Source organism: Methanothermococcus jasoni, assembly GCF_049075655.1.
Classification (GTDB): Archaea; AGJL01; Methanococci; order Methanococcales; family Methanococcaceae; genus Methanofervidicoccus.
This window is the reverse complement of sequence record NZ_CP157522.1, coordinates 359160-384956: the sequence shown is the minus strand read 5'-3', so window position 1 is coordinate 384956 and position 25797 is coordinate 359160. Positions and strand designations below refer to the sequence as shown.

30 protein-coding genes are annotated in these 25797 nt (G+C 31.6%); 13 read left to right on the top strand and 17 right to left on the bottom strand.

Annotated elements, in window-relative coordinates:
* Positions 1-14: 14 nt before the first annotated feature.
* From Mjas_RS01975 to Mjas_RS01965, 3 genes are all read right to left on the bottom strand, one after another.
* On the bottom strand, positions 15-1088 hold the full coding sequence (locus Mjas_RS01975) for an SLC13 family permease (RefSeq protein ID WP_421078122.1): 1074 nt from the start codon (positions 1086-1088) through the stop codon (positions 15-17).
* 174 nt (positions 1089-1262) lie between these two features.
* Positions 1263-1736 carry a YqaA family protein gene (locus Mjas_RS01970; RefSeq protein ID WP_421078121.1) on the bottom strand — a complete coding sequence of 158 codons (474 nt, stop codon included), beginning with the start codon at positions 1734-1736 and terminating at the stop codon, positions 1263-1265.
* Between the two features lie 93 nt (positions 1737-1829).
* Entirely contained in the window at positions 1830-2219 is a 390-nt protein-coding gene (locus tag Mjas_RS01965; RefSeq protein WP_421078120.1) for an HPP family protein, read from the bottom strand.
* A gap of 150 nt (positions 2220-2369) precedes the next feature.
* Between Mjas_RS01965 and Mjas_RS01960 the strand changes: the two genes are divergently transcribed.
* The 3 genes from Mjas_RS01960 to Mjas_RS01950 all read left to right on the top strand — a co-directional run bounded on the left by Mjas_RS01960 (position 2370) and on the right by Mjas_RS01950 (position 4459).
* On the top strand, positions 2370-2762 hold the full coding sequence (locus Mjas_RS01960) for a helix-turn-helix domain-containing protein (RefSeq protein ID WP_421078119.1): 393 nt from the start codon (positions 2370-2372) through the stop codon (positions 2760-2762).
* Positions 2763-2812: 50 nt separating this feature from the next.
* Positions 2813-3754 carry a ribonuclease Z gene (gene rnz / locus Mjas_RS01955; RefSeq protein WP_421078118.1) on the top strand — a complete coding sequence of 314 codons (942 nt, stop codon included), beginning with the start codon at positions 2813-2815 and terminating at the stop codon, positions 3752-3754.
* Between the two features lie 105 nt (positions 3755-3859).
* A complete protein-coding gene (locus Mjas_RS01950) occupies positions 3860-4459 on the top strand; it encodes a pyruvate kinase alpha/beta domain-containing protein (RefSeq protein ID WP_421078550.1) in 600 nt (199 codons plus the stop codon).
* Between the two features lie 28 nt (positions 4460-4487).
* Here Mjas_RS01950 and Mjas_RS01945 read toward each other — a convergent pair whose 3' ends face one another.
* Positions 4488-4937: an HAD family hydrolase gene (locus Mjas_RS01945; RefSeq protein WP_421078117.1), complete on the bottom strand. Its 450-nt coding sequence runs from the start codon at positions 4935-4937 to the stop codon at positions 4488-4490.
* A 168-nt stretch (positions 4938-5105) separates the two neighbouring features.
* Here Mjas_RS01945 and selD point away from each other — a divergent pair, with 168 nt between their 5' ends.
* The 4 genes from selD (at position 5106) to Mjas_RS01925 (ending at position 8867) form a co-directional block, all read left to right on the top strand.
* Complete coding sequence (selD, locus tag Mjas_RS01940; protein WP_421078116.1) at positions 5106-6164, top strand: selenide, water dikinase SelD; 1059 nt, start codon at positions 5106-5108, stop codon at positions 6162-6164.
* A 229-nt stretch (positions 6165-6393) separates the two neighbouring features.
* Complete coding sequence (locus Mjas_RS01935; RefSeq protein WP_421078115.1) at positions 6394-7272, top strand: substrate-binding domain-containing protein; 879 nt, start codon at positions 6394-6396, stop codon at positions 7270-7272.
* Positions 7273-7342: 70 nt separating this feature from the next.
* Entirely contained in the window at positions 7343-7996 is a 654-nt protein-coding gene (locus Mjas_RS01930; RefSeq protein ID WP_421078114.1) for a 4Fe-4S binding protein, read from the top strand.
* Positions 7989-8867, top strand: coding sequence for a permease (locus Mjas_RS01925; RefSeq protein WP_421078113.1), 879 nt, complete (start codon positions 7989-7991; stop codon positions 8865-8867). Before Mjas_RS01930 ends, Mjas_RS01925 begins: the two co-directional genes overlap by 8 nt.
* 15 nt (positions 8868-8882) lie before the next feature.
* On the opposite strand, the gene Mjas_RS01920 is transcribed toward Mjas_RS01925, so the two are convergent.
* Entirely contained in the window at positions 8883-9050 is a 168-nt protein-coding gene (locus Mjas_RS01920) for a hypothetical protein (RefSeq protein ID WP_421078112.1), read from the bottom strand.
* Positions 9051-9165: 115 nt separating this feature from the next.
* On the opposite strand from Mjas_RS01920, the gene Mjas_RS01915 reads away from it, so the two are divergent.
* The 4 genes from Mjas_RS01915 to Mjas_RS01900 all read left to right on the top strand — a co-directional run bounded on the left by Mjas_RS01915 (position 9166) and on the right by Mjas_RS01900 (position 11353).
* A complete protein-coding gene (locus Mjas_RS01915; protein WP_421078549.1) occupies positions 9166-9558 on the top strand; it encodes a DUF126 domain-containing protein in 393 nt (130 codons plus the stop codon).
* 165 nt (positions 9559-9723) lie between these two features.
* Positions 9724-9891: a hypothetical protein gene (locus Mjas_RS01910; RefSeq protein WP_421078111.1), complete on the top strand. Its 168-nt coding sequence runs from the start codon at positions 9724-9726 to the stop codon at positions 9889-9891.
* 8 nt (positions 9892-9899) lie between these two features.
* The gene (locus Mjas_RS01905; RefSeq protein WP_421078548.1) at positions 9900-10979 is read left to right on the top strand and encodes a permease; all 1080 of its coding nucleotides are present in this window, start codon (positions 9900-9902) and stop codon (positions 10977-10979) included.
* Positions 10980-11113: 134 nt separating this feature from the next.
* Positions 11114-11353, top strand: coding sequence for an MTH895/ArsE family thioredoxin-like protein (locus Mjas_RS01900; RefSeq protein ID WP_421078110.1), 240 nt, complete (start codon positions 11114-11116; stop codon positions 11351-11353).
* A gap of 118 nt (positions 11354-11471) precedes the next feature.
* Here the strand turns inward: Mjas_RS01900 and Mjas_RS01895 are convergent, their stop codons facing one another.
* Positions 11472-12554, bottom strand: a complete 1083-nt coding sequence (locus Mjas_RS01895) for an RNA-guided endonuclease InsQ/TnpB family protein (protein ID WP_421078109.1) — start codon at positions 12552-12554, stop codon at positions 11472-11474.
* A gap of 172 nt (positions 12555-12726) precedes the next feature.
* On the opposite strand from Mjas_RS01895, the gene Mjas_RS01890 reads away from it, so the two are divergent.
* Positions 12727-13083 (top strand): CGGC domain-containing protein, encoded by a 357-nt coding sequence (locus Mjas_RS01890; RefSeq protein ID WP_421078108.1) that lies wholly within the window; start codon positions 12727-12729, stop codon positions 13081-13083.
* A 213-nt stretch (positions 13084-13296) separates the two neighbouring features.
* Here Mjas_RS01890 and Mjas_RS01885 read toward each other — a convergent pair whose 3' ends face one another.
* The 5 genes from Mjas_RS01885 to Mjas_RS01865 form a co-directional block, all read right to left on the bottom strand.
* The gene (locus Mjas_RS01885; RefSeq protein ID WP_292460595.1) at positions 13297-13482 is read right to left on the bottom strand and encodes a 30S ribosomal protein S27e; all 186 of its coding nucleotides are present in this window, start codon (positions 13480-13482) and stop codon (positions 13297-13299) included.
* 41 nt (positions 13483-13523) lie between these two features.
* A complete protein-coding gene (locus Mjas_RS01880; protein ID WP_421078107.1) occupies positions 13524-13805 on the bottom strand; it encodes a 50S ribosomal protein L44e in 282 nt (93 codons plus the stop codon).
* The gene (locus tag Mjas_RS01875; protein ID WP_421078106.1) at positions 13762-14358 is read right to left on the bottom strand and encodes a hypothetical protein; all 597 of its coding nucleotides are present in this window, start codon (positions 14356-14358) and stop codon (positions 13762-13764) included. The genes Mjas_RS01880 and Mjas_RS01875 overlap by 44 nt, the downstream gene beginning before the upstream one ends.
* 48 nt (positions 14359-14406) lie before the next feature.
* Positions 14407-15150, bottom strand: a complete 744-nt coding sequence (locus Mjas_RS01870; RefSeq protein WP_421078105.1) for a DNA polymerase sliding clamp — start codon at positions 15148-15150, stop codon at positions 14407-14409.
* Positions 15151-15333: 183 nt separating this feature from the next.
* Positions 15334-16221 (bottom strand): selenium metabolism-associated LysR family transcriptional regulator, encoded by an 888-nt coding sequence (locus tag Mjas_RS01865; protein WP_421078104.1) that lies wholly within the window; start codon positions 16219-16221, stop codon positions 15334-15336.
* Between the two features lie 191 nt (positions 16222-16412).
* On the opposite strand from Mjas_RS01865, the gene Mjas_RS01860 reads away from it, so the two are divergent.
* Complete coding sequence (locus tag Mjas_RS01860; protein WP_421078103.1) at positions 16413-17384, top strand: hypothetical protein; 972 nt, start codon at positions 16413-16415, stop codon at positions 17382-17384.
* A gap of 28 nt (positions 17385-17412) precedes the next feature.
* Here Mjas_RS01860 and Mjas_RS01855 read toward each other — a convergent pair whose 3' ends face one another.
* From Mjas_RS01855 to Mjas_RS01830, 6 genes are all read right to left on the bottom strand, one after another.
* A complete protein-coding gene (locus Mjas_RS01855; RefSeq protein ID WP_421077628.1) occupies positions 17413-17553 on the bottom strand; it encodes a hypothetical protein in 141 nt (46 codons plus the stop codon).
* Between the two features lie 451 nt (positions 17554-18004).
* Positions 18005-19531, bottom strand: a complete 1527-nt coding sequence (locus Mjas_RS01850) for an FIST N-terminal domain-containing protein (protein ID WP_421078102.1) — start codon at positions 19529-19531, stop codon at positions 18005-18007.
* Positions 19532-20544: 1013 nt separating this feature from the next.
* Positions 20545-21150 (bottom strand): DapH/DapD/GlmU-related protein, encoded by a 606-nt coding sequence (locus tag Mjas_RS01845; RefSeq protein WP_421078101.1) that lies wholly within the window; start codon positions 21148-21150, stop codon positions 20545-20547.
* A gap of 963 nt (positions 21151-22113) precedes the next feature.
* Entirely contained in the window at positions 22114-23550 is a 1437-nt protein-coding gene (locus Mjas_RS01840; protein ID WP_421078100.1) for a TrkH family potassium uptake protein, read from the bottom strand.
* Between the two features lie 135 nt (positions 23551-23685).
* On the bottom strand, positions 23686-24633 hold the full coding sequence (locus Mjas_RS01835; protein WP_421078099.1) for a 2-phosphoglycerate kinase: 948 nt from the start codon (positions 24631-24633) through the stop codon (positions 23686-23688).
* A gap of 151 nt (positions 24634-24784) precedes the next feature.
* Positions 24785-25795, bottom strand: a complete 1011-nt coding sequence (locus tag Mjas_RS01830; RefSeq protein ID WP_421078098.1) for an adenylosuccinate synthetase — start codon at positions 25793-25795, stop codon at positions 24785-24787.
* Positions 25796-25797 lie beyond the last annotated feature (2 nt).

The following is a 25797-nucleotide window of genomic DNA, read 5'->3' as shown; positions in this document are numbered from 1 at the left end:
TTTATTAATTTAATTTATATTGTCCATTTATTTATCACAGATACATATATAATTAACAAAATTAAATGTAATAAATATATCAGCCCTCCAAATATTAAAAACCTAATCACGCCAATCTTTCCATTGGATAATCTCAATGTTATCAAATTTGCAAAGGATGCAATTAGTGTTCCGTTTCCCCCAACATTAACTCCATAGGCAATTGAAATCCAGTCAGGATATAAATTCGATAGTAGAATTGTTGTAGGGACATTTGATAGAATTTGGGAAAGAATAGACGAATATACCATTAAGATAATGCCATTGCAAGGTATATAAAATAAGTCCATAATTCCCAAATGTTTAATCCCCTCAATATCGATAAATAAGGCACAAAATGTTAAAAGAAACAGATAATCAACTTTAACTCTTTTTAAAATTAAAATAATTGCCATTATTGGAAATAAATAAATATAATTTATAATATTTAACGCTGAAAGAACCACTAAAATAAATATTAAAATATATGCTATCCATTCATACTTAAATTCCATCTTTTTAAAATGAATGGAGTTTATTCCCTTGAAATTTAAAAATGGTAGTAGAACCAATATTCCGCAGAGCTCATATGGTATCATATTTTTTATAAACTCAAAACTGTCCAACTGATAATAATGAAATATAAAAAGATTCTGAGGATTGCCAATAGGAGTTAATGCACTTCCAATATTTGCAGAGATTCCTTCTAATATAAAGAGCTTCTCTAAATCCCTACTGCTCATTTGAATATATTTAGACACTATTCCGGTAATTGGAATAATTACGAATAATGCAATGTCATTTGTAATTATTGAAGACAAAAACAAGGTTAAAACAATCAACATTATATAAATCCTATTGGTGTAGCTTAATATGGACAATGAAATCCATTCTAAAAATTTTGAATCTTTTAATAGATTTACAACTACCAATATGTAGAATAATGTAAATATGGTTTTCCACTCCACTATGGATACAACCTTATAAGGTTCAATTATTGTCAGTAAAAACAAAACTGCAACAATTATAAACATTAAAAATATCGCAGTATCTATTTTTATTTTTTCCATGATACCCCTAACAACTTGTTTAAATATTTTATATAAATATTGTTGCTATTGATGATATAGGCATATTTTTGTGATAAAATGAAATGTGTAAAATAGAATAAAAGTTATGTTTAAAAGGAAAAGACTGTAAAAAGAGATTATATGAATTTTATCATCTTATAATCGTATATTTTTTTAAAGCCCAAAGAATACTGCAACACTATGTCCGAAGTATGCTACAAGTAAAAATCTTGGAAATCTACCAATGAGTGTCCCTATACTAAAATGCAAAATCTTCATTTCAAAGATTCCAGCAAGCCATGCCACAACTTTATAAGGTAGTGGTGAAAATCCAGCTATTAAAACACCCCAAATGCCGTATTTGTCAAAGAATTCCTCTCCCTTTATTAAATATTTTTCTCCAAAAAGTTTAATAAATGCAGGTGTTCCAAGTCGATAGCCTAAAAAATGTCCAGTTAACCCACCAAACATTGAACCAATAGTTGATATAATGGCACAAGTTAATGGGTCTAAACCAAATGCAGGAGCTCCCATTATAAATATATCCGGTGGCACAGGTTGAATAAATGACTCAGTAAAAGCTATGAGAAATATCCCCCAATATCCATAATCATTTATTAAATTTTGTGCAATTAAATACAAATCCATAATTCCATCTTTTCTTTTTATAATGTTAAAAATTCTATGGTTTTTATTTTTTATTTCTTAATTTTTTGTTCATTATTTCTTAATTATTTTTTATTAATATTCTTTAACTATTGAACGTAAAATATCAGTTTGAGATATTACTCCCACAGGATTATCATCATTATCTACAACAAGAATGGCGGATACATCTGCATGAACCATTATTTTAGCTACGTCTTTTATATCTTCATTTTCATTTATCTTTAAAATTTCCTTTGTAGCAATATCTTCAATTTTACTGTTTATATTTAGTAATTCAGATATACTTTTATTCATGATTATATTTACTAAATCCCTATAACTTATAACCCCTACAATTTCGCCTTTATTTTCCACAAAAATTCTTTTAATTCCCTTATCATTCATAAGTTTAAATGCGTCATATAATGATTCATTTTCATTTATTTTATATATCATGGGATTCATAACTTCTTTTACTTTCATAATTTCCCCCAATTTACAATTGAATATAATTAAACATTTTATTGTATTATATCTATATATTATAAAAAATAATATATATAAATTTCCATAATACTAAATTATTCAATCATATACTAAATTATTAAGTATAAATTAAGTTTTGGTGATATTGTGGCTAAATTAATGATTAAAACACCCTGCTCCACATTTACATTGGAGAGTATAATGTGTTGTATGTTCGGTATTAAAACATTTGATGTAGCAGTGTATCTCTCACTGTTAAAAAATGGTGCATCAAGGGTAAATGATATAGCAGAATTACTCAATAGAGATAGAAGCACCATCCAAAGGTCTGTCCAAAGCTTAGTAAATGCAGGGCTTGTAAAAAGAAAACAGATAAATCTCAAAGAAGGCGGATATTTTTACAAATATGAAGCAGTTCCTTTTTCAGAAGTGAAAGAGGTTATAAAGGATACAATGGAAAAATGGTGTAAAGAAGTTACGGGATGGATTGATGAGATGAATGAAGAGGATTTAGAAAACATTACTAAGGATATGCTGTAAATGAAATATTATTATCGTTATCATCATCACTATCAACAAAGTGGGATACTATGAAAATTGTTTTTTTAGGGACTGGGGCGGCTGTTCCTACGAAGAATAGGAATCATTCATCAATAGGTCTTAAATTTGATGGAGAAATATTTTTATTTGACTGCGGTGAAGGAGCTCAGCGACAAATAATATATACAGATATATCCCCCATGAAAATAAGCAACATATTTATTACCCACCTTCATGGAGACCATATTTTAGGACTTCCGGGGCTTCTTCAATCAATAGGGTTTAATGGAAGAACGGAACCTATTAACATATATGGCCCACCTGAAACAAAGGAAACCATTGAAAATATTTTAAAAATAGGGTATCATTCAATAAATTTTAATATACAAGTGCATGAATTATCTACTGAAACACCTATGAAAATAGTAGATACTGAGAAATACGAAATATACTGCTATCCAATGAATCATTCAGTTCCAACAGTAGGGTATGTTTTTAGAGAAAAAAAGAAACCACAGTTAAACTTAAAAAAAGCCATTGAACTGGGAGTTGAAGTTGGTCCAAATTTAAAAAGATTGAAGGATGGGAATCCAGTAAAAACAAAGGATGGAAAAATAGTGTATCCAGAGGATGTCCTTCTTCCACCAAAAAAAGGAATTTGTATAGGATACAGTGGAGATTCAACACCACTTGAAGATTTTGGAGAATTTTTAAAATCATTGGGATGTAGGATATTAATCCATGAGGCAACTTTCGACAGTTCAAGAAAAAATAATGCCATAGAAACAATGCACTCAACAGTGGGGGATGCAGTAAATATTGCAAAAATTGCGGGGGTTGAGGAGCTCATACTTACCCACATATCTGCAAGGTATGATGACAAAATGGATGATTATATAAATGAGGTTAATAACCTTAATGCAGAAAACGATAATCTTAATATCATTATTGCTGAGGATTTTATGGAATATCCTTTAAAACCAAAAAAGTAATTAATATAACAAAAAAATAAGAAATAAGGAAAATAATAGGAAAATACAATAAAAAAATAAAATAAAAAACTAATAAACTAAAACTAAAAAACAAAATGAGGTGATATTGTGGAAAAATCAATTACATACTTTGAAAAGGCAGGAGTTCAAAACACAGAGGAAACTTTAAAACTTGCTGTTGAGAGAGCTCAGGAATTGAATATAAAAGATATTGTTGTGGCATCATCCTACGGGGATACTGCAAAAAAATTATTGGATGTAGTTGAAAGTAAAAATCTTGATTTAAATGTGGTTGTGGTTTCCTACCATCAAGGATTTCATGGTGAAGATGTAATTACAATGAGCGAAGAAACAATGAATGAGTTGAAGGAAAGAGGGGCAAAGGTATTCATGGGAGCTCATGCACTAAGTGGTGTTGAAAGAGCGATATCCAATAAGTTTGGAGGAGCATATCCAGTTGAAATAATCGCACACACCCTTAGGACATTTGGACATGGATTAAAGGTTTGCTATGAAATCACATTAATGGCAGCAGATGCAGGATTGATTAAAACAAAAAACGAAGTGATAGCAATAGGTGGAAGAAGCAGGGGGGCAGATACTGCGGTTGTAATCAAACCGGCAAATTTAAACAACTTCTTTAATATCGAACTGAGGGAGCTCATCTGCATGCCGAGAGATAAAAAGAAAATAGATGAAGAGTAATAGGTATAATTTAATTTTTCTTATACATTTACTTTCTAAGGGTTGCTATCATTCTTTTTTCGTTTAACAGTAAATTTATGGCATCTATAATATTATTTACAACAATATCTGCGGATAACAGGGTTTTAACACTGCATCCTTCTTTTCCAATTACTGCTATTCCGAGCTCAGCATTTTTAAGCATATCTATGTCGTTATTTCCATTACCAACTCCAATATATGGAGCATGCTCTTTTGCTTTATTCATCTTTTCTTCGGTATTTTTTATTATTTCAATAACTACATTGTATCCTTCAAATTCTTTCCTTATAGTTCCAAATGTATCTGCGGTTAATACAACTATATCATACTTTTTATTCAATTCATTTAGGAGCTCCTTTATTTCATTATCTACTTTTCCATCTACTGCAAGGGTGCCGTTTAAATCAAAAACAACAGTTTTAGCATTTATATCTTTGTAGTTTGGAATGCTTATCATAATATCACTATATTAAAAAAATTAATATCTTTGAGTGATTATTAAATTTTTAAATGAATATCTATAAATTATACTTATCCATAAATTAATAAGTAGTAGGTATATGTAATTATAAATATTTTTGATAATATATTATATAAATATGCCATATATTAACGGTGATAATCTATGGAAATAAATGAGAATACAACAGAAAAGAGAGATATAAAACTCACCGAAATGGTGCAACTTCACGGATGAGCATGCAAACTTCCCAACACCGAATTAGAATTTTTAGTAAAAGGAATAGTTTCAGAAGAGGACTTAAAAAAAGCATATGTTGGATTAGGTGATGATGCCGCAGTAATTATCAGAAACGATATGGCAATAGTGAAAACCGTCGATGTATTCACTCCAATAGTAGATGACCCATATTTGCAGGGAAGGATTGCGGCGTGCAATTCCACAAGTGATGTGTATGCTATGGGTATATTGGATATAATAGGCGTATTGGTAATTATGGGAATTCCAGAAACTCTTCCAATAGATATTTCAAGAGAGATGTTAAAGGGATTTCAGGACTTTTGCAGGGAAAATGAAACAACCATTATAGGCGGGCACACAATCTTAAATCCATGGCCATTGATAGGCGGTGCTGTTTCAGGGGTTGGAAAAAAAGAAGATATTTTAACAAAAAGCGGTGCAAAAGAAGGGGATGTTTTAATATTAACAAAACCATTGGGCACCCAGACGGCAATGGCACTATCAAGAGTAGGTCCTGAATATGACGATTTACTTGACATTGAAAAATCAGAAAAGGATAGAATAATAAACAAAGCTATTGAACTGATGACTTCATCCAATAGAAAACCCCTTTTAGCACTTCGGGAACTTGAAGATGAGCTCGGAGAAAAAGTTGCCAATGCCATGACAGATATTACCGGCTTTGGTATTTTGGGGCATAGTAATGAAATGGCGGAGCAGAGCTCAGTTGAAATTGAAATCAATACACTTCCTATAATTAAAGGAACTGGTGAATTAGCTTCTTTATTTGGACATGCCCTGTTAAAAGGATATGGTGCTGAAACTGCTGGTGGGCTGTTTATTTCCATAAAACAAGAATATGCTCAGAATTTAATAGAAAAACTTCATAAAAACGGATGCTACGCATTTGAAGTTGGAAAAGTTAAAAAATCAGGTGTTGGGAAGGCTTATTTAAGTGAAGATGTAAAGATTTTAGAGATTTAACTTTGGCAGCATTCCGAACCTTTTTAGGAGGAATGCTTTTTTATTTTTTTATTTTTTTCTTTTTATTAATGATTATCTTTTTAATTTATTTTAATCTATCTCATATTAATTTAATTAATATATAGTATAACTATAAAAATTTCTAAATAAAAAGATTTTTATAAGGATTTTGTTAAAATACTTATGTTTCATACCAAATAGATATTAAAAAATCTAATATGGTGAAATTATGAAAAAATTAACTCTTATATTGATAGGGATTATAGGATTGAGTGTAATGCTTTGTGGATGCACATCCACCAATAGTTCAGCATCAGCAGATGTTTCAACAGCAACAGCAGGAGCTCAGAAAACATTGGTGGTTTATAGTTGTGGAGGTCCAACAGAAGCTCTTCAAGAAGTGAATAAAGAGTTTGAAAAAAAATACAATTGCAAGGTAGATTTTACAGGAGCTTCCGCTGGAACATTAAGGAAAGCAATAGAAAATGGTGCATATTGCGATGTATTTTTACCTAGAAGCACCAAACATTCAGAAATATTAACAAACAAAAGTTTAATGGAGCCTGATTATAATATCTACCAATTTACCGGATGGGTAATAGTAACTCCAAAAGGTAATCCAAAGAATATAACTAAATTAGAGGATTTGTTAAGAGACGATGTTAAAGTTTATACAAATTCAAAAGCGGCAATCCCAGAAATAAGAGTGCTGAACTCAGAAAAAGAATTAATAAATAAAATATATGAAAAAAGTGCGAAGGATTTTGACTGTTATAGAAAGATGTTAAAAGATGTTGCAGATGGAAATTGCGATGCGGCAATTGTTGAAAGAAGATGCACGACATTGGATGGAATAAAAGGGAATGTTGAGATTGTAGAAATTCCAAGAGAATATCTTAAAAAACAGGATTGTGTTTTCACAATAGGTGTTATGAAAAACTCAAAAGAAAAAGACTTAGCATACAAATATAAGGAATTTGTGCTCTCTGATGAAGGACAGGCAATTTTAGCAAAACATGGGTTCTACCCTGTAAAATCTGAAAAAGGTCAGGAAATATTAAACAACTATTATCCAGAATACAAAGATTTGGCTCCAATCAGCCAATGAAATCTTCTTTTTTATTTTTTAATGAGTTTTATGTTTTTTATTATTATCTGGTGTTTCACTGGTGAGATTTATGGAATTTAAAGAGTCGATGAAAAAATTAAAAAAATGGTTTCCAATTGTTATGAAGTATGGAATTTTCATTGTGGCACTTGAAACCATAATTCTAGCGATATTTAGGTGTCCATATATACTGCCATTTTTAGCCTGTGATATGTGTCCAGTGGTAGATTGCCCATCTAAATATTACAGAAAGCCATTTGTTGCATTTATCGTTGGATATATGATAGTTTTTAGAAAAGATTTTTGCAGTAAGATTTGCCCATTTGGAACTCTGAATGATTTAATTTACAGAGTTAGAAGGAAGATTTCAAAAAAACCCCTTAAACTGTCCCATGAGTCAAAATTAATACTGGAATTTTTAAAGTATGTGGTGTTTCTATTTGCCATACTGGCGTTATTATATGGTAACCCGAGATATTATATTCCAATTCACACATCTGAGTTGATGGCATCTATAAAGTTAATCTACCTAACTGCTGGAAATGCATATTTTACCAGATTGTATATCATAATCGGAGCTCTGCTATTGGGTATATTAATCCCAAGGTTTTGGTGCAGATATATATGTCCATTGGGAACTGGAATTCAACTGACAAAAAAAGGTATAAAACTTACAAAACAGCAAACATGTCAAAAATGTGCTATGTGTGAAAAAAATGATTAGCCCACTTATATCCAATATAACAATATCTACAATTGGCATAGCATTGGAGCATTCTCTTAATTTCTTTTTAGATGCCCTTCCATATATTCTATTTGGGTTTATTTTATCCGCATATTTGAAGGTAAAATTAAAGGGAGATTTAAGAAAAAAATTTGTTCATAGGTTAAGCAGTAGCAAAAAATCCATAGTATTGGCATCACTTATTGGCGGAGCTCTGCCGTTGTGCTCTGCAAGTGGGGTTCCAGTGGCAAATGCCTTAAATTCAAGAGGTGCAAATTTAGGAGTTGCCATGGCATTTATTGTGTCTGCATCTTCTATAAATCCCATCGGTATAATGCTGTCCTACTCATTGTTAGGTTATAAATTGGTTATCATGCAAATAATTGCATCCCTTATATTATCAATGCTTATTGGTTTGGTATTTTACAATAATAAAGTAATATTTTGCGGATTTGAGGAAAATATCCATAAAAATGATTTTTTCAGCATATTCATTAACCAGTTTAAAAAGTTATTTCCTTCAATGGTGTTGGGATTTATTATTTCAGGATTTATAATGACATATATTCCAAAAGATACCATTTTGCTTATTCTTTCCAACGATATAGCTTCGTATTTTTATGTTTCTATAATAAGGATATTTATATTTTTATGCCCCCATGCTTTAATTCCAATTATAAAATCGGTTGCAATAGATGGAGTTTCAAGGGGATTAATAATTTCATTTTTAATTTCAGCCCCAACTCTCGGGCTTCCGCTACTGCTGTCTATGAAAAAATGCTACGGTAAAAAACTAACACTAAAATATTTATTTAGCGTTATTTTAGCAAGTGGGTTAATTGGATTTGTAATTGATAAAATAATAATCTAATATGAATCAACAAATCTATTCCACTTCAAAAATTTTTTTGCATTTGGGACATAATATTCTTTTACCGACGCAGTTAAACACATATCCGCAGTTGCATTTGACTTTTTTTGTTTTTAATTCGTCCAAATCAATAATTGTCCATTTGCACAATTCATCATCTTGTAAATTTACGTCCTTTACCATGAGCTCACCAATTTATAAATAATATACTAAATTATAACTGTAAATAATATTATAAATATGTAGTTTTTATAAATTATAAATGTGAATGTTGTAATTAGGTGAAATTATGGAAGTTATCGAATTAAAGGGAAGAATTATATCAAAAGGACAGGTTGAGGCGGAAGCTATTGTTTCAGATGCTCCAATATCATTTTTAGGTGGTGTAAATGAGGACGGCATTATCACCGATAAAGAAAACGAATTATACGGACAAAGCATTAAAGACAAAATATTTGTTTTCCCAACAGGTAAAGGAAGCACTGTGGGGTCTTATGTAATATACGGACTTGCAAAAAAGGGAATTTTAAAAGGCATAATAAACAAAGAATGCGAGCCGATTGTTGCCACAGGTGCAATACTTGGAAAGATTCCAATGATTGATAAAATAGATATGGATGATATAAAAACTGGGGATAGAGTATTAATCGATGGAAACAAGGGAATAGTTAAGATTTTTAAAAATGAATAATAAATAAATACTGTTTTAATTTTATTTTATTATATTACATTAATATATTCACATATTTTTAAAATATATTTCGATTTATTAATTAATCGAAAAGTATAAATATAATAATTTATTATTTTATATATATTATTATGTTAAGTATTATGTTAAAATGGTGGTGGTTAAATGATTATATGGAATTTAAAATGTCCAAAATGTGATAAAAGAATGAGATATGAAGTAGATGTATGTCCATGTATGGCTTCTGAGGTGCCTTTGCCAGAATGTCCAAATTGTGGTGAAAAAATGACCTATGATGTAGGAGCTCTAAAAGGTAGAAGAAGGGTGAAATAGTGGATGTAATGGGAACAATAATTTACGCAGTAAATATAATGATTAATACTCTTGTGGATTATTTAAATGTAAATAGAACCATAGCCCTTATAATAGCATTTTTTATGGCAGGGGGCATATCCTCCATGATAAATAAAAACTTTATAATAAAATATTTTGGTCCAAATACTCCAAAGCATATATCTTATTTAGTGGCATCTATAAGCGGATGTCTTCTTGCAGTATGTTCATGCACAATTCTGCCGTTATTTGCAGGAATATACCGAAGGGGTGCCGGGATAGGTCCTGCTACGACATTTTTATTCTCAGGTCCTGCCATAAATGTGCTTGCGGTATTCTACTCTGCGGCACTTCTTGGATGGGACATTGGTTTCACAAGGGCATTTTTCGCAGTGACAATGTCCGTATTAATTGGTTTATCAATGGCATTTATATTCAAATCAGATGAAAAAAAGAGAAATTTCAGAGTTGGAAAGGCAGACCATATCTCAGTTAGACCGGCGTATCAAACCGCAATATTTTTCCTAATACAGTTGGGGATGTTGCTTACAATAACTGCCTCACCAAAATTAATACCTGCACTGAGTGTTCCAGTTTATGGGGGAATTCTTGTTAAACATATATTAACTGCAATATTGGGTGCCATTCTTATAGTTGTGGTTAAAAAATGGTTTAAACCGGAAGAAACAAAAGCATGGCTTAGAGAGACATTTACACTTGGTAAAATCGTATTTCCACTATTGATACTTGGTGTAGCAATTGCAGGGTTGATAAACGCATTTGTTCCTCCTGAATATGTTGGCCAATATGTTGGTGGAAACTCCATAATGTCAAACTTTATTGCATCGTTTATAGGAGCTCTCATGTATTTCGCAACACTTACTGAGGTTCCAATTATAAAGTCTTTAATGGAGCTCGGTATGGGCGTTGGTCCAGCAATGGCATTACTTCTTGCAGGTCCAAGTCTTAGTATTCCAACGGTGCTCACAATTTCAAGGGTGCTCGGCTCTAAAAAAGCATTAACCTATCTTGGAATTGTAGTGGCATTCTCAACTATTGCAGGAGTAATTACTGGAATAATTTTATAAATCTTCAAATTCTTTAAATATAACCATATTACAGTATATTCAAATATTCTTAAAATATATTAAAATCTATCAATTAATCGAAAATTATAAATTATATGGGGATTATCCTATATTATAAAAAAAACGGTGATATGATGATAATTAGAGTATTTGGAACAGGATGTCCAAAATGTAACCAAACATACGAAAATGTTAAAAAAGCTGTTGAAGAATTGGGTATTGATGCCGAGGTTGTGAAAGTCACCGACATAAATGAAATATCTGAATGGATTTTCGTAGCCCCCGGTGTTGCTTTTGATGATGAAATAGTATTTGAAGGAAAACTGCCGACCGTTGAAGAGATTAAAAAAGAATTAGAAGATTACATAAAATAATTATAAAAATAACAAAATAAGTGATAAAATGAAAGTTGCCATAATTGCATGTCAGCTACCAACGGATAAATCCGTTGGCTTGTCCTTCCAACTCCCTTAATAATTAGGGCGGAGGACATTAGGCTGGCTGACAGGACAGCCCTAAATAGTATTGTTCTGCTCGGTGGGCAATGTTCAAAGCGGCATTAACATCAGCATTCTCTGAAAAACCACATTTTTCACAAACGAATACTGACTGACTTTTACGGTTATTTTTAGACACATGACCGCAATTACTGCAAGTTTGGCTCGTGTATCGTGGATTAACAAAGAATACTGGAACACCGTATAATTTTGCTTTATACTGGATAAATTGTGCTAACTCATAGAATGCCCATCTGTCAATAAGTTTTTTAACTGCCTTATTAACCGTGCCACCGTTTCGAATGCCTTTCAAATCTTCTAAGGCAATCGCTCGGTTCGTGCCTTTGGCAGTTATGACGATTTGTTTAGAAATACAATGGTTTATATCCCGTTTAAATCGTCTTTCTCTACCACTTATTTTTTTAAGCTTTCTTTTAGCACTCCAAGTGTTCTTCTTTTGTAATTCTGCTCTTAATCTCTCGTATCGTTTTCTTACTTTCGTGCATTTTTCTCCCGAGTATTTTACTCCATCGCTCGTAGTTGCTAAATTAACAATACCTAAATCAACACCTAACACATTAGAAAATGAAGAGTTTGGAGGCTCTTCTGGAATATCTACAACAAGCATTAGGTAAAATTCACCGTTTTTGTAGATTAAATCCGCCTGCCCTCTCACTCTTTTATTTTCCAATGGTAGATAATCTCCAAATTTGATTGGTAGTTTTATTCTACCGTTTATTGTTAGTATTGATATTGTGTCTGGTGTTTTGATTGTTAGTATTCTTTCATCGTATATTATTGCACCGTGTGGTTTGAATTTATGAAGTGTTTTTTTATCTGTTTTATAACTTTCTGATACTTTTCCTATTGCTCTTACCACCATTTGAGATGATAAACCGTATTTTTCTCTTACATCATAATATACGAGTTTTTGTAGTTTTACTTTTCCAAAGGTTTTGGTTTTGAATGCTATTTTTGATATGTAATTGCATGCTGAATTGAATCGTTCCATTGTTTTTAATAGTGTGGTTTTTTGTTCTGGTGTTGTTATTAGTTTAGATTTTAGTGTTAATAGCATGGTATCACCATACTATTGAGTATATCATTCAATATATAAAAAGTTTTTGGTGGTTTTAAGTATGATGTATGCTAAAAAACGGCATTCCTCCCATCTCGTAAGAGATTTTACAAAACATTGTTTTGTATAACGATTGAAATCGTGGGCTTCCTGCCTAATGAGTCGTGAAAAAATGGTTCAAATGGGATGTCCTGGAAAAGAGGCATGTTTTTCATGTTTTAAGGCAATAAATGAAAAAAGCGGAACATTTGAAAGATATAAAGATGTTGAATTAGTTGCATTTGCAACATGTGGCGGATGCCCTGGAAGAAGGTTTCCAATGAGGGTAAAACTCCTTAAAAACGCAAGCGGTGCGGAAGCTGTTCATATAGCAAACTGCACATTCTTAGTTCCTGAATGTCCGCATATAAACTTTGAAGAAGTAGCTGAGAAGTTAATGAAAGAATTGGAAATACCAATCGTATTTGGAACTCACACGCCACTTAAAAAAGGAAATGTTGTATGCACCTGCGGAGATAAAAATAAATAATTTATTCTTTTTATTTTTTAATTATTTTTAATATATTAAATTTATTAATTTGAATTAATAAATATTATACTATAAAGATAAAAAGTAGTGAGGCGAAGATTCAAACGAAACCTTTAAAAATCTTACAAATTACTTCGTAAAGTCATGGGGATTTCGAAAATCCGATACTAGCTTCGCTCGATTGGATAAATAAAAAAGAGAGTTAAAAAGATTTTATTCTAAAACTTCTAATATTTTTGCTTTAATTAATCCTTTTGAAGCTTTTGGTTCAGCAAGTGTTTTTCCGCATGTTATACATTTTACAACTGTTGCTGGACATCCGAATATTACCTGCTCTGTACCGCAATCTGGACACTGGATTCTTAAAAACCTACTTCTTGGTTTTTGCACTAATGCCATTATTCCACCTCTATATTTAAATAATTAAAATATTTTTTAAATTATTCTACTAATTCAAATATTCTTGCTCTAAATCCGCCGTTGCTTCTTACGTGCATTTTTCCGCATTCTGAACATTTGTATCTTAAATCCAATTTTTTAACTGGCTTAGCACCACTTGGTAAAGGTCTTGGATAACCTCCGTATCCAGCAGTAACTCTTCTGAACTGCCTCTGACCCCAAGTTAATTCACTTGCTTTTCTCTTTTTTGCTCTTTCTACTGTGTGAAGTGTGTGTTTTTTACAGTATGGACAATATCTTTTTATCTTCTTTTTCATCTTCATGATATCCACCATTTATTTTTTTAACTATGTTGTGTTTTTCCAGAATTCTCGAAAATTTTTTGTTTAATGTAATTATATCGTTTTTATTCAATACATAAGTGAATTTCCCATCTGTAAATTCTGGGAACCTTGTAATGACTCTTACAATATCAATATCTTTTTGGGTATTTATAGGTTTTGGTTCTGAATGTGATAATTCTTGGTTCTTAGATATGAGCTCATGATATTTATCCAAAATACTATCTTCTTTTAATCTACATTCTGCATTTTTTATATTACTTTTAAAATTATCATAATATTCTATATCTTCAATTAATTTTAGGAGCTCCTTTTCCTCTTCAAGAAGGTTCTTTCTATCTCCAAAAAATGCCTTATACAATCTTAACTTTCTTAATTCTTTAATGTAATATTTTATCCGTTCAAGTTCTGTTTCATCCTCATATTCCTGATTTTTTATGTAATTTTTAACCATATCATAGAAATCATCAGATAGCTTCAGTAAATCATCGCTTTTTAGCTCATTAAAAAATGTATTCATTATTTTTTTATACATAATTTCACACGTTTGTATAATAGTAAAAAACAAAATTAATTATTTAGTTTATGTTTCTATTCTTGGAGCGAGAAGGAATAATATCTTTGCGTTTCCTATGTTATACTCTATTTTTACAGGCATGTCTGAACCAAGATGGATATGTAAAACATCATCTGATGATGTCGCCTTTGTGATATCTTTCAAATAGGCTAAATTAAATGTGCTTCTTGAAGATTCTGTAATTTTCAAATCTAATATGGACTCGCTATCATTATCATAGGTTGTTTCACTTTGGTTTATGTCTCCTTTTGAATAAACTATAAACTTACCATCTTCACTTATTTTCAAGGAAACATGGTCATTAACTAATTCAGCATCCTTTAATGCTTCGACAAATGCCCCTGCTTTAATCATTACTTCATTAGGATATTCTATGTCAGGAACTTTAAGATTTGTAGAGCTCACATCATAAAGTGAAACTGAAAACTTCCTTATGGCATCATTTTTAAGAATAAGATTTAGTTTATTTCTTTCTTCATCCAATTCCAATGTAAGTTTTTCATTAGTTTTTGCCCTTCCCATTATTTTTTTAAGTGCCTCCAAATCAACTCCTATATCATGGATATCGGAGATATATTCTTCGAAAGCCTCTTTTGGAATATCCACGCTTACCAATGCAACATGAGATGGGTCCATTGCACTAGCCTTTATATTATTTTCATCTACTTCAAAACAGATTTCATCTACCAAATTGCTTGTTGCATCTATGATTTTTTTAAAATCCTTTGCATTAATTGTGGCTTTAAACATTATTTCACCAAAAAATTATTTATATCCTATCTAATGCATATATCTATCCTTTACATCCCCTATAAATCATTTGGGTGTTGCAGTGAAAAATACAATATAACATAGCATAATATTATATAATTTATATAATCTAAAACTAAAAAAATATTATATGTTTATATTATAAAAATAAATCGATAATATTTATTCGCCCACAAAATCCCAGAATGATTTTACGGCACTTGGATTTCTAGGTTTTCTACCTTTAACCAAATATAAATACCTCGTTAAGTCCAAATCTTCGATTGGAACGATTTTTACCAAACCTGCTTCCGCAGCTTTTTTTGCAGGAATTTCCGATACTATACTTACGCCATATCCTTCTGAAACCGCAGTAATTACTGATGAGTGACTACCTAAACTCATTATGGTGTGTAAATCCATCATTGAATAGCCTTTATCAGTTAGTGCCTTCATCAATATTTCCCTTGTTCCTGAACCTTCTTCTCTATCTATATAATCCTCTTTCAAAATATCTGAAAGTTTTGCTATGCCTTTTTTAGCGAGATTGTGATTAGGTGGCACTATTAAAACTAACCTATCCTTGCCTATAACTACACTTTCATAGCTTTTATCATAAATATTTCCTACTGCAATAATATCCACTGCACCTGTTTCCAGTAATTTAAAACACTTTTCTGAATCGGTTATTTCTATATTAAAATCAACATCTTTAAATTCTTTCTTATATTCGCTTATGATGCTAGGTAGTAAATGTTCCCCAGGTGTTGTACTTGCAGCAATCCTAACAATACCTTCTGGATGCTCGTGAAGTATTCTCATATACTGTTTTGCATCGTTTATATGGTCGAGTATTTTTTCAGCCTTTTCATATAGTATCTTACCCTCCGGAGTCAAATCCACACCTTCGGGCGTTCTTAAAAACAACTGGGCATCAAAATACTTTTCAAGAGCTGATATGTGGTTGCTAACGGTCCCTTGGGTAACTCCTAGTTTTTTCGCAGCTTTTGAAAAACTTTTTGTCCTTGTAGCCGATATAAATGTTTTAAAATAACTTATCTTTGGGTCCATATAATCACCAAATTATGTAGTTAAAACTTTAAATTGAAACCTATTCAAAATGTTGTATATATTATTAAAAAAACTAATATATATAGTTATTGAATACTAACTACTATTTAAATGAAAACTTGGTATGAATTTTTCTAATAAATTTTATACATTATATCAATACTAAATAAAATGTATGAAAAGGTGATTTAATGATAGTCCCTCATAGAAAACCATGTTTAGAAGGAAGATTAAATGTTGAAGGAAATATTGAAGAGTTAAAGCATGCAATAAATGATTTAATGTATTCTAAAAAAAATATATCCATTCTTCCCTCTGGGAATGCTGGAATATATGTTGCTTCAAATATATTATACAACATTATAGACACATCTTCAAGCAACTGTAATGTTCTTGTTCCAGATATGGGGGGATGGAAAGGTTTTATGACTTATCCAAAAATGTTTAATTTTAATATTGTAGAGCTCCGAACAAATTATGGTATTGTTGATATAAATACATTGGATGAAGAAATTAAAAAAAATAATATACATGCGTTGTTTTTAACATCCCTTGCAGGATACTTAGCACATCAACCATTGAAGGAAATAAAAAAAATCTGTGAAGAAAACGAGGTTATATTCGTGGAGGACATTTCAGGAGGTATTGGTGGAGATTGTGGGTATGGAGACATGGTAGTTTGTTCAACGGGCTCCCCAAAAATAATAAATTGTGAGTATGGTGGATTCATAGGAATAAGTGATAAAATAAGTGAACAGTTAATTGAAAAAAACAAAATAAATGATTTAAAAAACCTGTTGAAAACATATAAAGTTCCAAATATCTATGGTTTAATGAAGGAAGAAACCATCAAAGCAAAAAAAACGTATAAAAAATGTGTTAGATTTTCAAATATTTTAAAAAATGAATTTGAAAATGCCTATTTTAAAGATAATGAAGGAGTATGCGTATTTTTAGAATATAACAACCCAAAAGAAATATCTAAAAATATAAACTCAGTTATAAAATTAGACAATGGAAAATCCGTAATTACCAAATGTCCAATATATGAAAGAATATTAAAAAGTGGCATTGTGGTTGAAATAAAGAAAATGGATGTTTTAAACATTTCTGAGGAAGACTTTTATGAAGTAGTATCAAAGCTTAAAGAACTAACATTGTGAATTAAACTAAAAAATTAATATATGCCCTTTATGGGGTCTGTCCAATGTGAGCGTTGGTGAGTAAATGCTCACATTGGACTTGGGCGTCATCAACTTCATCTCCCTCTGGGTTCATTGGGAGCATGTCATCAGTCTCCTCCCCTGTCGTGGGGACCCCAGCTCCACCCATCAATTCGACAATTTGTTGGATGTTTTAACATGTTTAAAAGAGGTTTAGGAAAGTCTTGGGGTTGATTAGATTGACACTATAAACTATGCATGAAAATACTATATAAACATTTCGAAAACTAAATGCTCCCATACACTCACAAATACTCACAAAAAACTAAACAGTTTTAAACGGCAAAATCATTCTAAACATTAATTAAAATAATTATATTATTATTTTAAAAATAGTTAAAGTATTAAGTGGGATAGTAAATAATCCCTTATAGTTTTAAATTAACCCTCCCTGGATTAATTTTGTCCATTATAGGACTTAATACCCCTATTAATAATATTTTTTAAAATTAGTGTATACGCCACCCACATTTAATTATATACTCTCGCATATATATACTTTTCTATTTTTTTTATTTTAAAAATAATAAAATATGGATATAATGATATAATATACAGAATTAGAGAAGGGACAATAACTCCTCTCTTTTTTCTTTTTTAAATCGATATTGACTTTCCAGTTCGACATGTATTTTTTTCAAAACTTCCTTTATATTGTCTATATAATACATCTTTGGTTTCTTGCCATATGATTTTATTATTCCTTTTTCTTCCAAATGATTCAATGTTGCATATAATTTAGTTTGAGAAATATTCAGCCTATGTAATAACTCTTTTGCACTTAGTCTTGAATTCATTAACTCCAATATTATGCTGAGCTCTTCCTCAGAAAATTCAAAATACTGTAAGGCTTTTTTCCAATTAATATTGTCATCGCTTTCTAAATCAAATGCCACCCCAACAAATGTTAGAGTATTATGGAATCTTAAAATATCTTTTACGATGCTTTCTCCATAACATAGAAATCCTACGCAATTATTAATAATATTCGAATTATGTGATTTATTGTTAAACCATCTTTCAAAATCTTTTGAAACCAATTCATTACCATATTTTGAATTCTTTATAAATTCTCTACATACACATTCAGCAATAAATATAAATGGTTTTTTGAAATTTTTTAGTTTAGAAATTTCTCGATATAATGAATCAACAGTTTTTTCAGGGGAGGTTTTCATTAGTACTAAGAATGTTCCTTCATTTACCTCATGTTTAAATCTGAGATGGTCATCATCAACATTATTCAAGAATAAAATTCTATAATTTCCATAGGCATCTTGAACACCCAAAGGATATAATATTTTAAAGTCGAGATTTTTAAAATCACAGGGTGCATAGTTCTTAACATCGTCCAGTGGGATTCCTGAAACTTTGCTTATCATCTCTTGATATACATCGTATGCAGGTTTTCCATCCAGTTCATAAATTATATTTCCTTTTGCCTTAGTTACTCTTGCATAATATTCTGTTGGTTCGTATCCATGACCATATAATATTTCAAATCTTTTTTTATGGGAAATTACGCCCAATAAAACGTGACCGGATAATACCTTATCTTGATATATTTGATATGTTTTATTAAATTTTAAATCATCACCCGCGGTTCCTCCAATCATAGGAAATGAAAGTCTTTCAGCTAAACCATTTATAATACCATTCTCATTATCTGCATTCCAATCATGGAATACAAATCCCAAAAATTTTTCATCTATATTTATTTTTGGGTATTTAGCTTTTAATTTTTCTTTAATATCCTCTGCTAAGGAGATGCCCACATTTGTAGGGTTCCCTTCTACTTTTTTATGCCCTATGGCTACTTTACATGTTTCATCAAATGCCATTAATAAAACGCCATTTTGCATGGTGCATCTTTCCTTTGAAAACTCTCCTGCTGTGGTGCAGCCTATTAAATTATTAACATCTACGTGGGTTTTTAATCCATTTATTAATTCTTCAATATCGTCTTTTTTTGTGATGGATGTTAATAATATCATTAAAGACGGATTCTTTATTTTATTTTTCAATTCTCTTGCCAATTCCATACCGTCTTTGAAAGGTTCATTAACTTCTTTATGGATGTAATGCATAATATCCCCCTCTTTTTATATTTGAATATATAATATACTATTAATAAGTGGTATTATATAAAACTTATAAAATAATATATATTATTTATCATGAAATTTTCAGTTGTTAATTAGAAAATAAACAATATATAAATAACTGACCTATTCCAACGACTAATTGAACAAATTCCTTTGGAATTTGTAGCTCACTCGCCACTCGTGGTTGAACAAACCTCGTTTTTGTAGCATTTCCGAGCGATAGCTAGGAAAGTAATGAAAACCGAAGGTTTTCATCTAATTTATGAGTGAAATGAGTAAATCGAAAAAATCCGAAGGTTTTGAGATTTCTGAACGTAGTGAAGAACGTAATAAAATTCCAAGGAATTTTATCTGATGTCCGAGCGATAGCGAAGGACAGTAATAAAAACCGTAGGTTTTTGTTAAATCCACATGGCCGGTAAAAAATAAACCTGTTAATTTAACGATGATATATTGAATAAATTATATTAAAAGTAATATTAATTAATACAGACTATATCCCTAATCCATTTGATTTTTATGTTGCCATAGTGCGAGCTCAGGTTTTTGCGATTATATGATAACATTATATATTCGACATGCTTATTTAAAAACATTTTACGATAAACCGCCGAGAAAGCCAACGATTTTAATCGTTATACAAAACATAGTTTTGTAAAATCTCTTATGAGATTGGATTAGAGGCGGACATTATATCGGCTAGTAAGTAGTAAAATATAAATATGTGAAGATTAGTAGTAAGTAACGCTACCAGTCCAAGTATCTATGGGTAGGGTTATCGAAAACTCTACCGCTGGTAGTGGTTGGAAGTTCAAAAGGTAGCCCTGAATCTCCTAAACGGAGATAGGGGTAGTGGGCTTGGCCACCCTTGTAGGGTTAAACCCTACTAAAATTAGACGAAATCACTTCGTGATTTCGTTGCTCGCTTACTACCGTAAGCGAGAACCCAACGAGTTCACTCGTTGGAGTAGGTCAGCTTAACTTGAAACTAAAAATTATTTAATAAATTTTTTATATCCTAAATTTAATTCCTTATTTACTTTCACAACCTCCCCGGGAACTTCCCTGTACCATTCTGGGATATCGGGAAGATTATTAAAATCCGTTAGAACAGTTCCATCGGGCAAAAATGCTCTTATTACACCATCTGAGTCTTTATATATGGAAGTGTTTGGAGGGATCCATTTATTATCCGGTATTTTTAAATTGCCACCAACTCCATCTATAACTGAGTTATGCCCTACTACGGCATTATTTCCAATTTCAGCTCCAAATATGACTGAATTAAATCCAATAAATGCATTATCTCCAATTTTTGCAGGGCCATGAATTACTGAGGAATGGGCAATTGAAGTTTCTCTTCCAACAACTATTGGTGCGTTTCTAAGGCAGTGTATCACCACTAAATCTTGAATATTAGCTCCTTCCTTTATTAATATGTTCTTAGTTGGAGGTTCATCACATCTTATAACAGCGTTTGGACCTACATAAACATCTTTTTCTATGATAACATCTCCTATAATTACTGCACTTTTATCAACAAACACATTTTTATCTATTTTTGGAGTTTTTCCCTCAATGTTGGGCAGTATATTTTCCATAAATATCACCTTTTTATATTATCGCCTAATTCAAACCCTTTTCCGTGCCCTTTAAGTTTAATTCTTAAATTTGATGGAACTGCATCAACTACCGCATTTTTAAAGATTTCTTTGATATTACATTTGTGTATATACTACACATATATAAATGTTATGATATGTTAGAGGTTGTTGAAATATGAATTCTTTGAAATAACTTATTATCCTATATTATTGTAAAAATAATATCATCTACACTTTTGAACCAAATGTTTCAAATATTGTCAAATAATAATATCATAAGTTTTAAATACTATTACGAACTATGTTTTATAGTAAGTATCACTTTAATACTATTTCTTCCGACTTTAAATGAAAAATATATACAAAGTAAGCAAACCGCGAATCCAGTAGCGGGTAGGGGGGTGCGGGTCACACCCATTAAGTCGAGTTGGGGACGGCAACGAAACCAGCAATGGGACTTATAAAGCAATTGGTTAATTTGATACTATCAAATGATATACTTTGAAACAAATGAAACCAATTGCATGACCTTATGCTAAAATTTTACTTATAAATTTAGAATTTTGGGATTTTACGATAAACCGCCGAGAAAGCCAACGATTTTAATCGTTGGATGAGAGGCGGACATTATATCGGCTAGTAAGTAGTAAAATATAAATATGAGAAGATTAATAGTAAGTAACGCTACCAGTCCAAGTTCTAATGGGTAGGGTTAGTGAAAACTCTACCGCTGGTAGTGGTTGGTATCGTGGTTTGTTTTGATAGAGTAATCTTAGTGATACAGCGTAGCCCTGAATCTCCTAAACGGGGATAGGGGTAGTGGGCTTGGCCACCCATGTAGGGTTAAACCCTGCTAAAATTAGACGAAATCACTTCGTGATTTCGTTGCTCGCTTACTACCGTAAGCGAGAACCCAACGAGTTCACTCGTTGGAGTAGGTCAGATTTCAGCATTTGATAATTATTTGACAATATCTTTTTTAGATATTACTTTTTTTGAGTCTTTTATTTTTAGTATCATCGGCAATATTATAAGAACATATACTGGGATTATCTCCAATCTTCCAACCCACATGGAAAATATGCCAAATAGTTTTCCAATTGGATTTAAATCATGATTTACTATATTCACAGAAAGACCCATATTTGCCACAAGTGAAACCGATTCAAAGATTGATTTGAAGGGGTCGTATCCAAGAGATATAAGAAAAAGTGTTCCAAGCACATAGTGCAATACATAAATAAAACCCACAATATAGGCATCCACAATAAGATTTGGTGTTAGTGGATTATTTCCAAGTTTTTTATATATAACTGCATTGTGGGGATACACAGCTTCTTTTAGTTTATAGTAAAAACTTTTTACCATTATCACGAATCTTATAAGTTTTATACCTCCCGTTGTTGTTCCTGTGGAACCTCCAATCATCATAATAATTATTAAAATAGCAAGAGATAGGTTGCTTAAATTTGGAATATTAACTGTGGAGTATCCAGTGCTTGTCATAGCAGAAACTACTGTAAAAATTGCATCAATTGGATTAATATTGGATGATGCCACAAGAATAAAAGAGGCTACAATAATAATTGGGATTGCCACCTTAGTTTGAATATCATCTATCCATCTTCCAGTTAAAATTTTGTGATGAACTGCAAATGAAACAATACCTCCAATTGTCATAATTAATATCATTACAATCTTTGCAAAATCATTATATGGAAAACTTGAATTGCTTATACTCATTCCACCAGTTGATATGCCGCACATACAGATATTCACTGCCTCCCAAAGTGATAATCCGCTTAAATAAAGGAGACTTATTCCTATGGAGGTATATAATAAATAAATCTGCCAGATTTTTTTAACTGTGCTTGATGTGCTTGGAAGTATCTTTTCCTCTCTAGCCTCAGCTCGATAATATGCCGAAGCTCCTGTTTTTGATAGAATGGTAATTACCATTACAAGAACCCCTATTCCCCCAACCCATTGCTCCAAACTCCTCCAAAATTGCAGTGTGTGGGGAAGGGCTTCCACATCATTTATCAGCGTAAATCCCGTTGTAGTCCATGCGGACATGCTTTCAAAAACGCCATCTATATATCCAAAATGGGTTATTCCTAAATAAAAAGGAATTGCTCCAATTAATGATGCAAATAACCATGCTAGCGCAGATACAACCATAGCATGTTTTAATTTAATAGATATCGGTTTTGTAAATTTATTTATTAAAATTCCCAGTAAAGTAAATATTAAACTGGGATAAAAAAAATAATAAATAGGTTCGTTGAAATACAATCCAACAAACACCGGCATCATCATAATGAGCCCAATAGATGATATTAATATACCGAGCTCATGGAGAATACCCAAAATGTCCTTTTTTTTAAATACTTCCATACTATCCCAAATAATGCCAAAGCTAATAGATAACCTTTTTAAGTTTATTTTCCAAGGTTATAAATTATTATAAGTTTAATCACAATTTACCGTGATTTATCAGGATTTTAATTATAAATTTATTTATACCTTATTTTAATAAATATCCTCGTCATTATCTTCGTTTTCGGTTTTATCCAAATAATTAAATCTCTCAGTTATAATTTCCAAACATTTCTCTACACTCTGGCTTATGGAAACATTCTCAATTACTGGAACATCATTTTCTTCCGCCCGTTCAACAATATATTGGTTTATCTTTCTTATTATTTTAAAGTTTTTTAAATATCTCTCCATAGGTCTTGCACTAACCTTTGCCCTTGCTGAAAATCTCTTTTTATGCATTTTTTCAGAGCTCAGTGTTAATATAATGGTAATGATATTTGGCATTGATGTATATTTCTCCTTCATAAATCCGGGGACTATGTGTGTTCCCTCTATGATAATGCTCAATCCCTCAGTTAAGCTTCTATCAATTAAACTTTCAATTCCAATTAATACAGGTTCTATATGCCTTTCGAATCCCAATATATGTTTATCGCAGGTTTCTTTATCATCCATACTTGGAATTCTTAGAGCCTTCCATGCGGTATATGAAGATTCGTAAAGCATTGGAACTAAATCTTTTGATATGCTTCTCCTCATTACCTCCCTAATTGAATCAGTCCCCATAACGCTAGGGATACCCAATCGTGAAGCCAGTTCAAAAGCTATCGTCGATGTTCCAACACCACTTGCCCCCCCAATTAATATAACAATTGGGTGTTTTTTCAAAATTCGTCTCCATAGAAGATATTTCTCAGCGATATGCTCATAATTTTTAACTAGCAAGTAGTAATATACTCTTTTTCTAAGGTCATCCTTTGTAATGGTGTCAAGCCCCTCATCTTCCAATGTTTTTTCAATTTCCTTTGCCACCATATATGCCTCACTTGGCTTCATTCCCGCAGCTGTTAGTGACCTTGCAAGAAGACCTTTGGAAAAGGGCATCTCATAATTTTTATCAATCACGATTATTTTATCCGTTATGGTTTTAAAATTCATAATATCCCTTTATAATATTTTATTAAAAACTAAACTAATCCATATATAAAAAATAATCTATAAAAAATTAATCAATATTAACAGTAAAAAAATAATGCAAAACTAAATAATATAAAAAATAAAGTAAATGTATTACTGCATATGGATGTATTTATCTTAAATCTATTGTCTGGTGGAGCTCAGGTCCTGTGGATATAAGAGTAACAGGAACTCCTACTTTTTCTTCGATTTCTTTTATAAATGCCTTTCCTTTTTCAGTTAAATCATCGTAGTTGGTGATTCCGTAGCATTCTTCGTCGTATTTATCCAAACAGGTTAATGCTATCTGAGTAGCACCGTTTAATCTACATACTCTTTTTGCGAGCTCATAGTCAAAGAACCCTATTCTTCTTCTCCTACCTGTAACTGTTCCATACTCCACAAGTCCTAATTTTTCAGATTCTTCAAATGACATCTCAGTAGGGAATGGACCTTCTCCAACTCTTGTAGGGTATGATTTAAAAACAACTACAACTTCATCAATCTTTGTAGGTCCGACACCAACATCAGCAGCAAAGGATGATGCAGTTGTGTCTTTTGAGGTAACATAAGGGTAGCTTCCATAGTATAAAGATAAAAGTGTTCCCTGTGTTCCTTCAATCAAAACATTCTCGTCATTGTCAAGTGCATCATTTACTGCATCTGATACATCGCCTAAAAATGGTTTTAAAGCATCAATATCCTTAGCAAGTTTTAATGTTCTCATTGCCCTATCAACATTTGCTGGACCGCATCCTGTTCCAGTGGAGCCGATTTCCTTTGATAAATGGCTGTTTGATTTGTCCATTTCCTTATGTTTTTCCTCGATTATTCCACAATTTTTATCAACAATCAATCTATCCTTTATATTAAACTTATCGAGCATTTCAATCTCTTTCAAAAGTACCTCAGGGTCAACCAACACTCCTGCACCGATTGCAAGTTTGGAGCTCTTGTTTGGAAATCCTGTTGGAATCATTCTTATACCGTACTTTTCACCATCAACTTCAACAGTATGCCCTGCATTAGGACCTACGCCCCCTCTTGCAACTATTGAGGGATTGTCTTTATCGCATAAATAACTAATAATTTTACCTTTTCCTTCGTCGCCCCACTGGCCACCTACTACTATGGTGCATGTCATCG

Coding starts and splice junctions, on each gene's coding strand:
- Mjas_RS01975 (WP_421078122.1), bottom strand. CDS start 1,088: ATGGAAAAAATAAAAATAGATACTGCGATATTTTTAATGTTTATAATT.
- Mjas_RS01970 (WP_421078121.1), bottom strand. CDS start 1,736: ATGGATTTGTATTTAATTGCACAAAATTTAATAAATGATTATGGATAT.
- Mjas_RS01965 (WP_421078120.1), bottom strand. CDS start 2,219: ATGAAAGTAAAAGAAGTTATGAATCCCATGATATATAAAATAAATGAA.
- rnz (WP_421078118.1), top strand. CDS start 2,813: ATGAAAATTGTTTTTTTAGGGACTGGGGCGGCTGTTCCTACGAAGAAT.
- Mjas_RS01945 (WP_421078117.1), bottom strand. CDS start 4,937: ATGATAAGCATTCCAAACTACAAAGATATAAATGCTAAAACTGTTGTT.
- Mjas_RS01935 (WP_421078115.1), top strand. CDS start 6,394: ATGAAAAAATTAACTCTTATATTGATAGGGATTATAGGATTGAGTGTA.
- Mjas_RS01930 (WP_421078114.1), top strand. CDS start 7,343: ATGGAATTTAAAGAGTCGATGAAAAAATTAAAAAAATGGTTTCCAATT.
- Mjas_RS01925 (WP_421078113.1), top strand. CDS start 7,989: ATGATTAGCCCACTTATATCCAATATAACAATATCTACAATTGGCATA.
- Mjas_RS01920 (WP_421078112.1), bottom strand. CDS start 9,050: ATGGTAAAGGACGTAAATTTACAAGATGATGAATTGTGCAAATGGACA.
- Mjas_RS01910 (WP_421078111.1), top strand. CDS start 9,724: ATGATTATATGGAATTTAAAATGTCCAAAATGTGATAAAAGAATGAGA.
- Mjas_RS01905 (WP_421078548.1), top strand. CDS start 9,900: ATGGGAACAATAATTTACGCAGTAAATATAATGATTAATACTCTTGTG.
- Mjas_RS01900 (WP_421078110.1), top strand. CDS start 11,114: ATGATAATTAGAGTATTTGGAACAGGATGTCCAAAATGTAACCAAACA.
- Mjas_RS01895 (WP_421078109.1), bottom strand. CDS start 12,554: ATGCTATTAACACTAAAATCTAAACTAATAACAACACCAGAACAAAAA.
- Mjas_RS01890 (WP_421078108.1), top strand. CDS start 12,727: ATGGTTCAAATGGGATGTCCTGGAAAAGAGGCATGTTTTTCATGTTTT.
- Mjas_RS01885 (WP_292460595.1), bottom strand. CDS start 13,482: ATGGCATTAGTGCAAAAACCAAGAAGTAGGTTTTTAAGAATCCAGTGT.
- Mjas_RS01880 (WP_421078107.1), bottom strand. CDS start 13,805: ATGAAGATGAAAAAGAAGATAAAAAGATATTGTCCATACTGTAAAAAA.
- Mjas_RS01875 (WP_421078106.1), bottom strand. CDS start 14,358: ATGTATAAAAAAATAATGAATACATTTTTTAATGAGCTAAAAAGCGAT.
- Mjas_RS01870 (WP_421078105.1), bottom strand. CDS start 15,150: ATGTTTAAAGCCACAATTAATGCAAAGGATTTTAAAAAAATCATAGAT.
- Mjas_RS01865 (WP_421078104.1), bottom strand. CDS start 16,221: ATGGACCCAAAGATAAGTTATTTTAAAACATTTATATCGGCTACAAGG.
- Mjas_RS01860 (WP_421078103.1), top strand. CDS start 16,413: ATGATAGTCCCTCATAGAAAACCATGTTTAGAAGGAAGATTAAATGTT.
- Mjas_RS01855 (WP_421077628.1), bottom strand. CDS start 17,553: ATGGGTGGAGCTGGGGTCCCCACGACAGGGGAGGAGACTGATGACATG.
- Mjas_RS01850 (WP_421078102.1), bottom strand. CDS start 19,531: ATGCATTACATCCATAAAGAAGTTAATGAACCTTTCAAAGACGGTATG.
- Mjas_RS01845 (WP_421078101.1), bottom strand. CDS start 21,150: ATGGAAAATATACTGCCCAACATTGAGGGAAAAACTCCAAAAATAGAT.
- Mjas_RS01840 (WP_421078100.1), bottom strand. CDS start 23,550: ATGGAAGTATTTAAAAAAAAGGACATTTTGGGTATTCTCCATGAGCTC.
- Mjas_RS01835 (WP_421078099.1), bottom strand. CDS start 24,633: ATGAATTTTAAAACCATAACGGATAAAATAATCGTGATTGATAAAAAT.
- Mjas_RS01830 (WP_421078098.1), bottom strand. CDS start 25,795: ATGACATGCACCATAGTAGTAGGTGGCCAGTGGGGCGACGAAGGAAAA.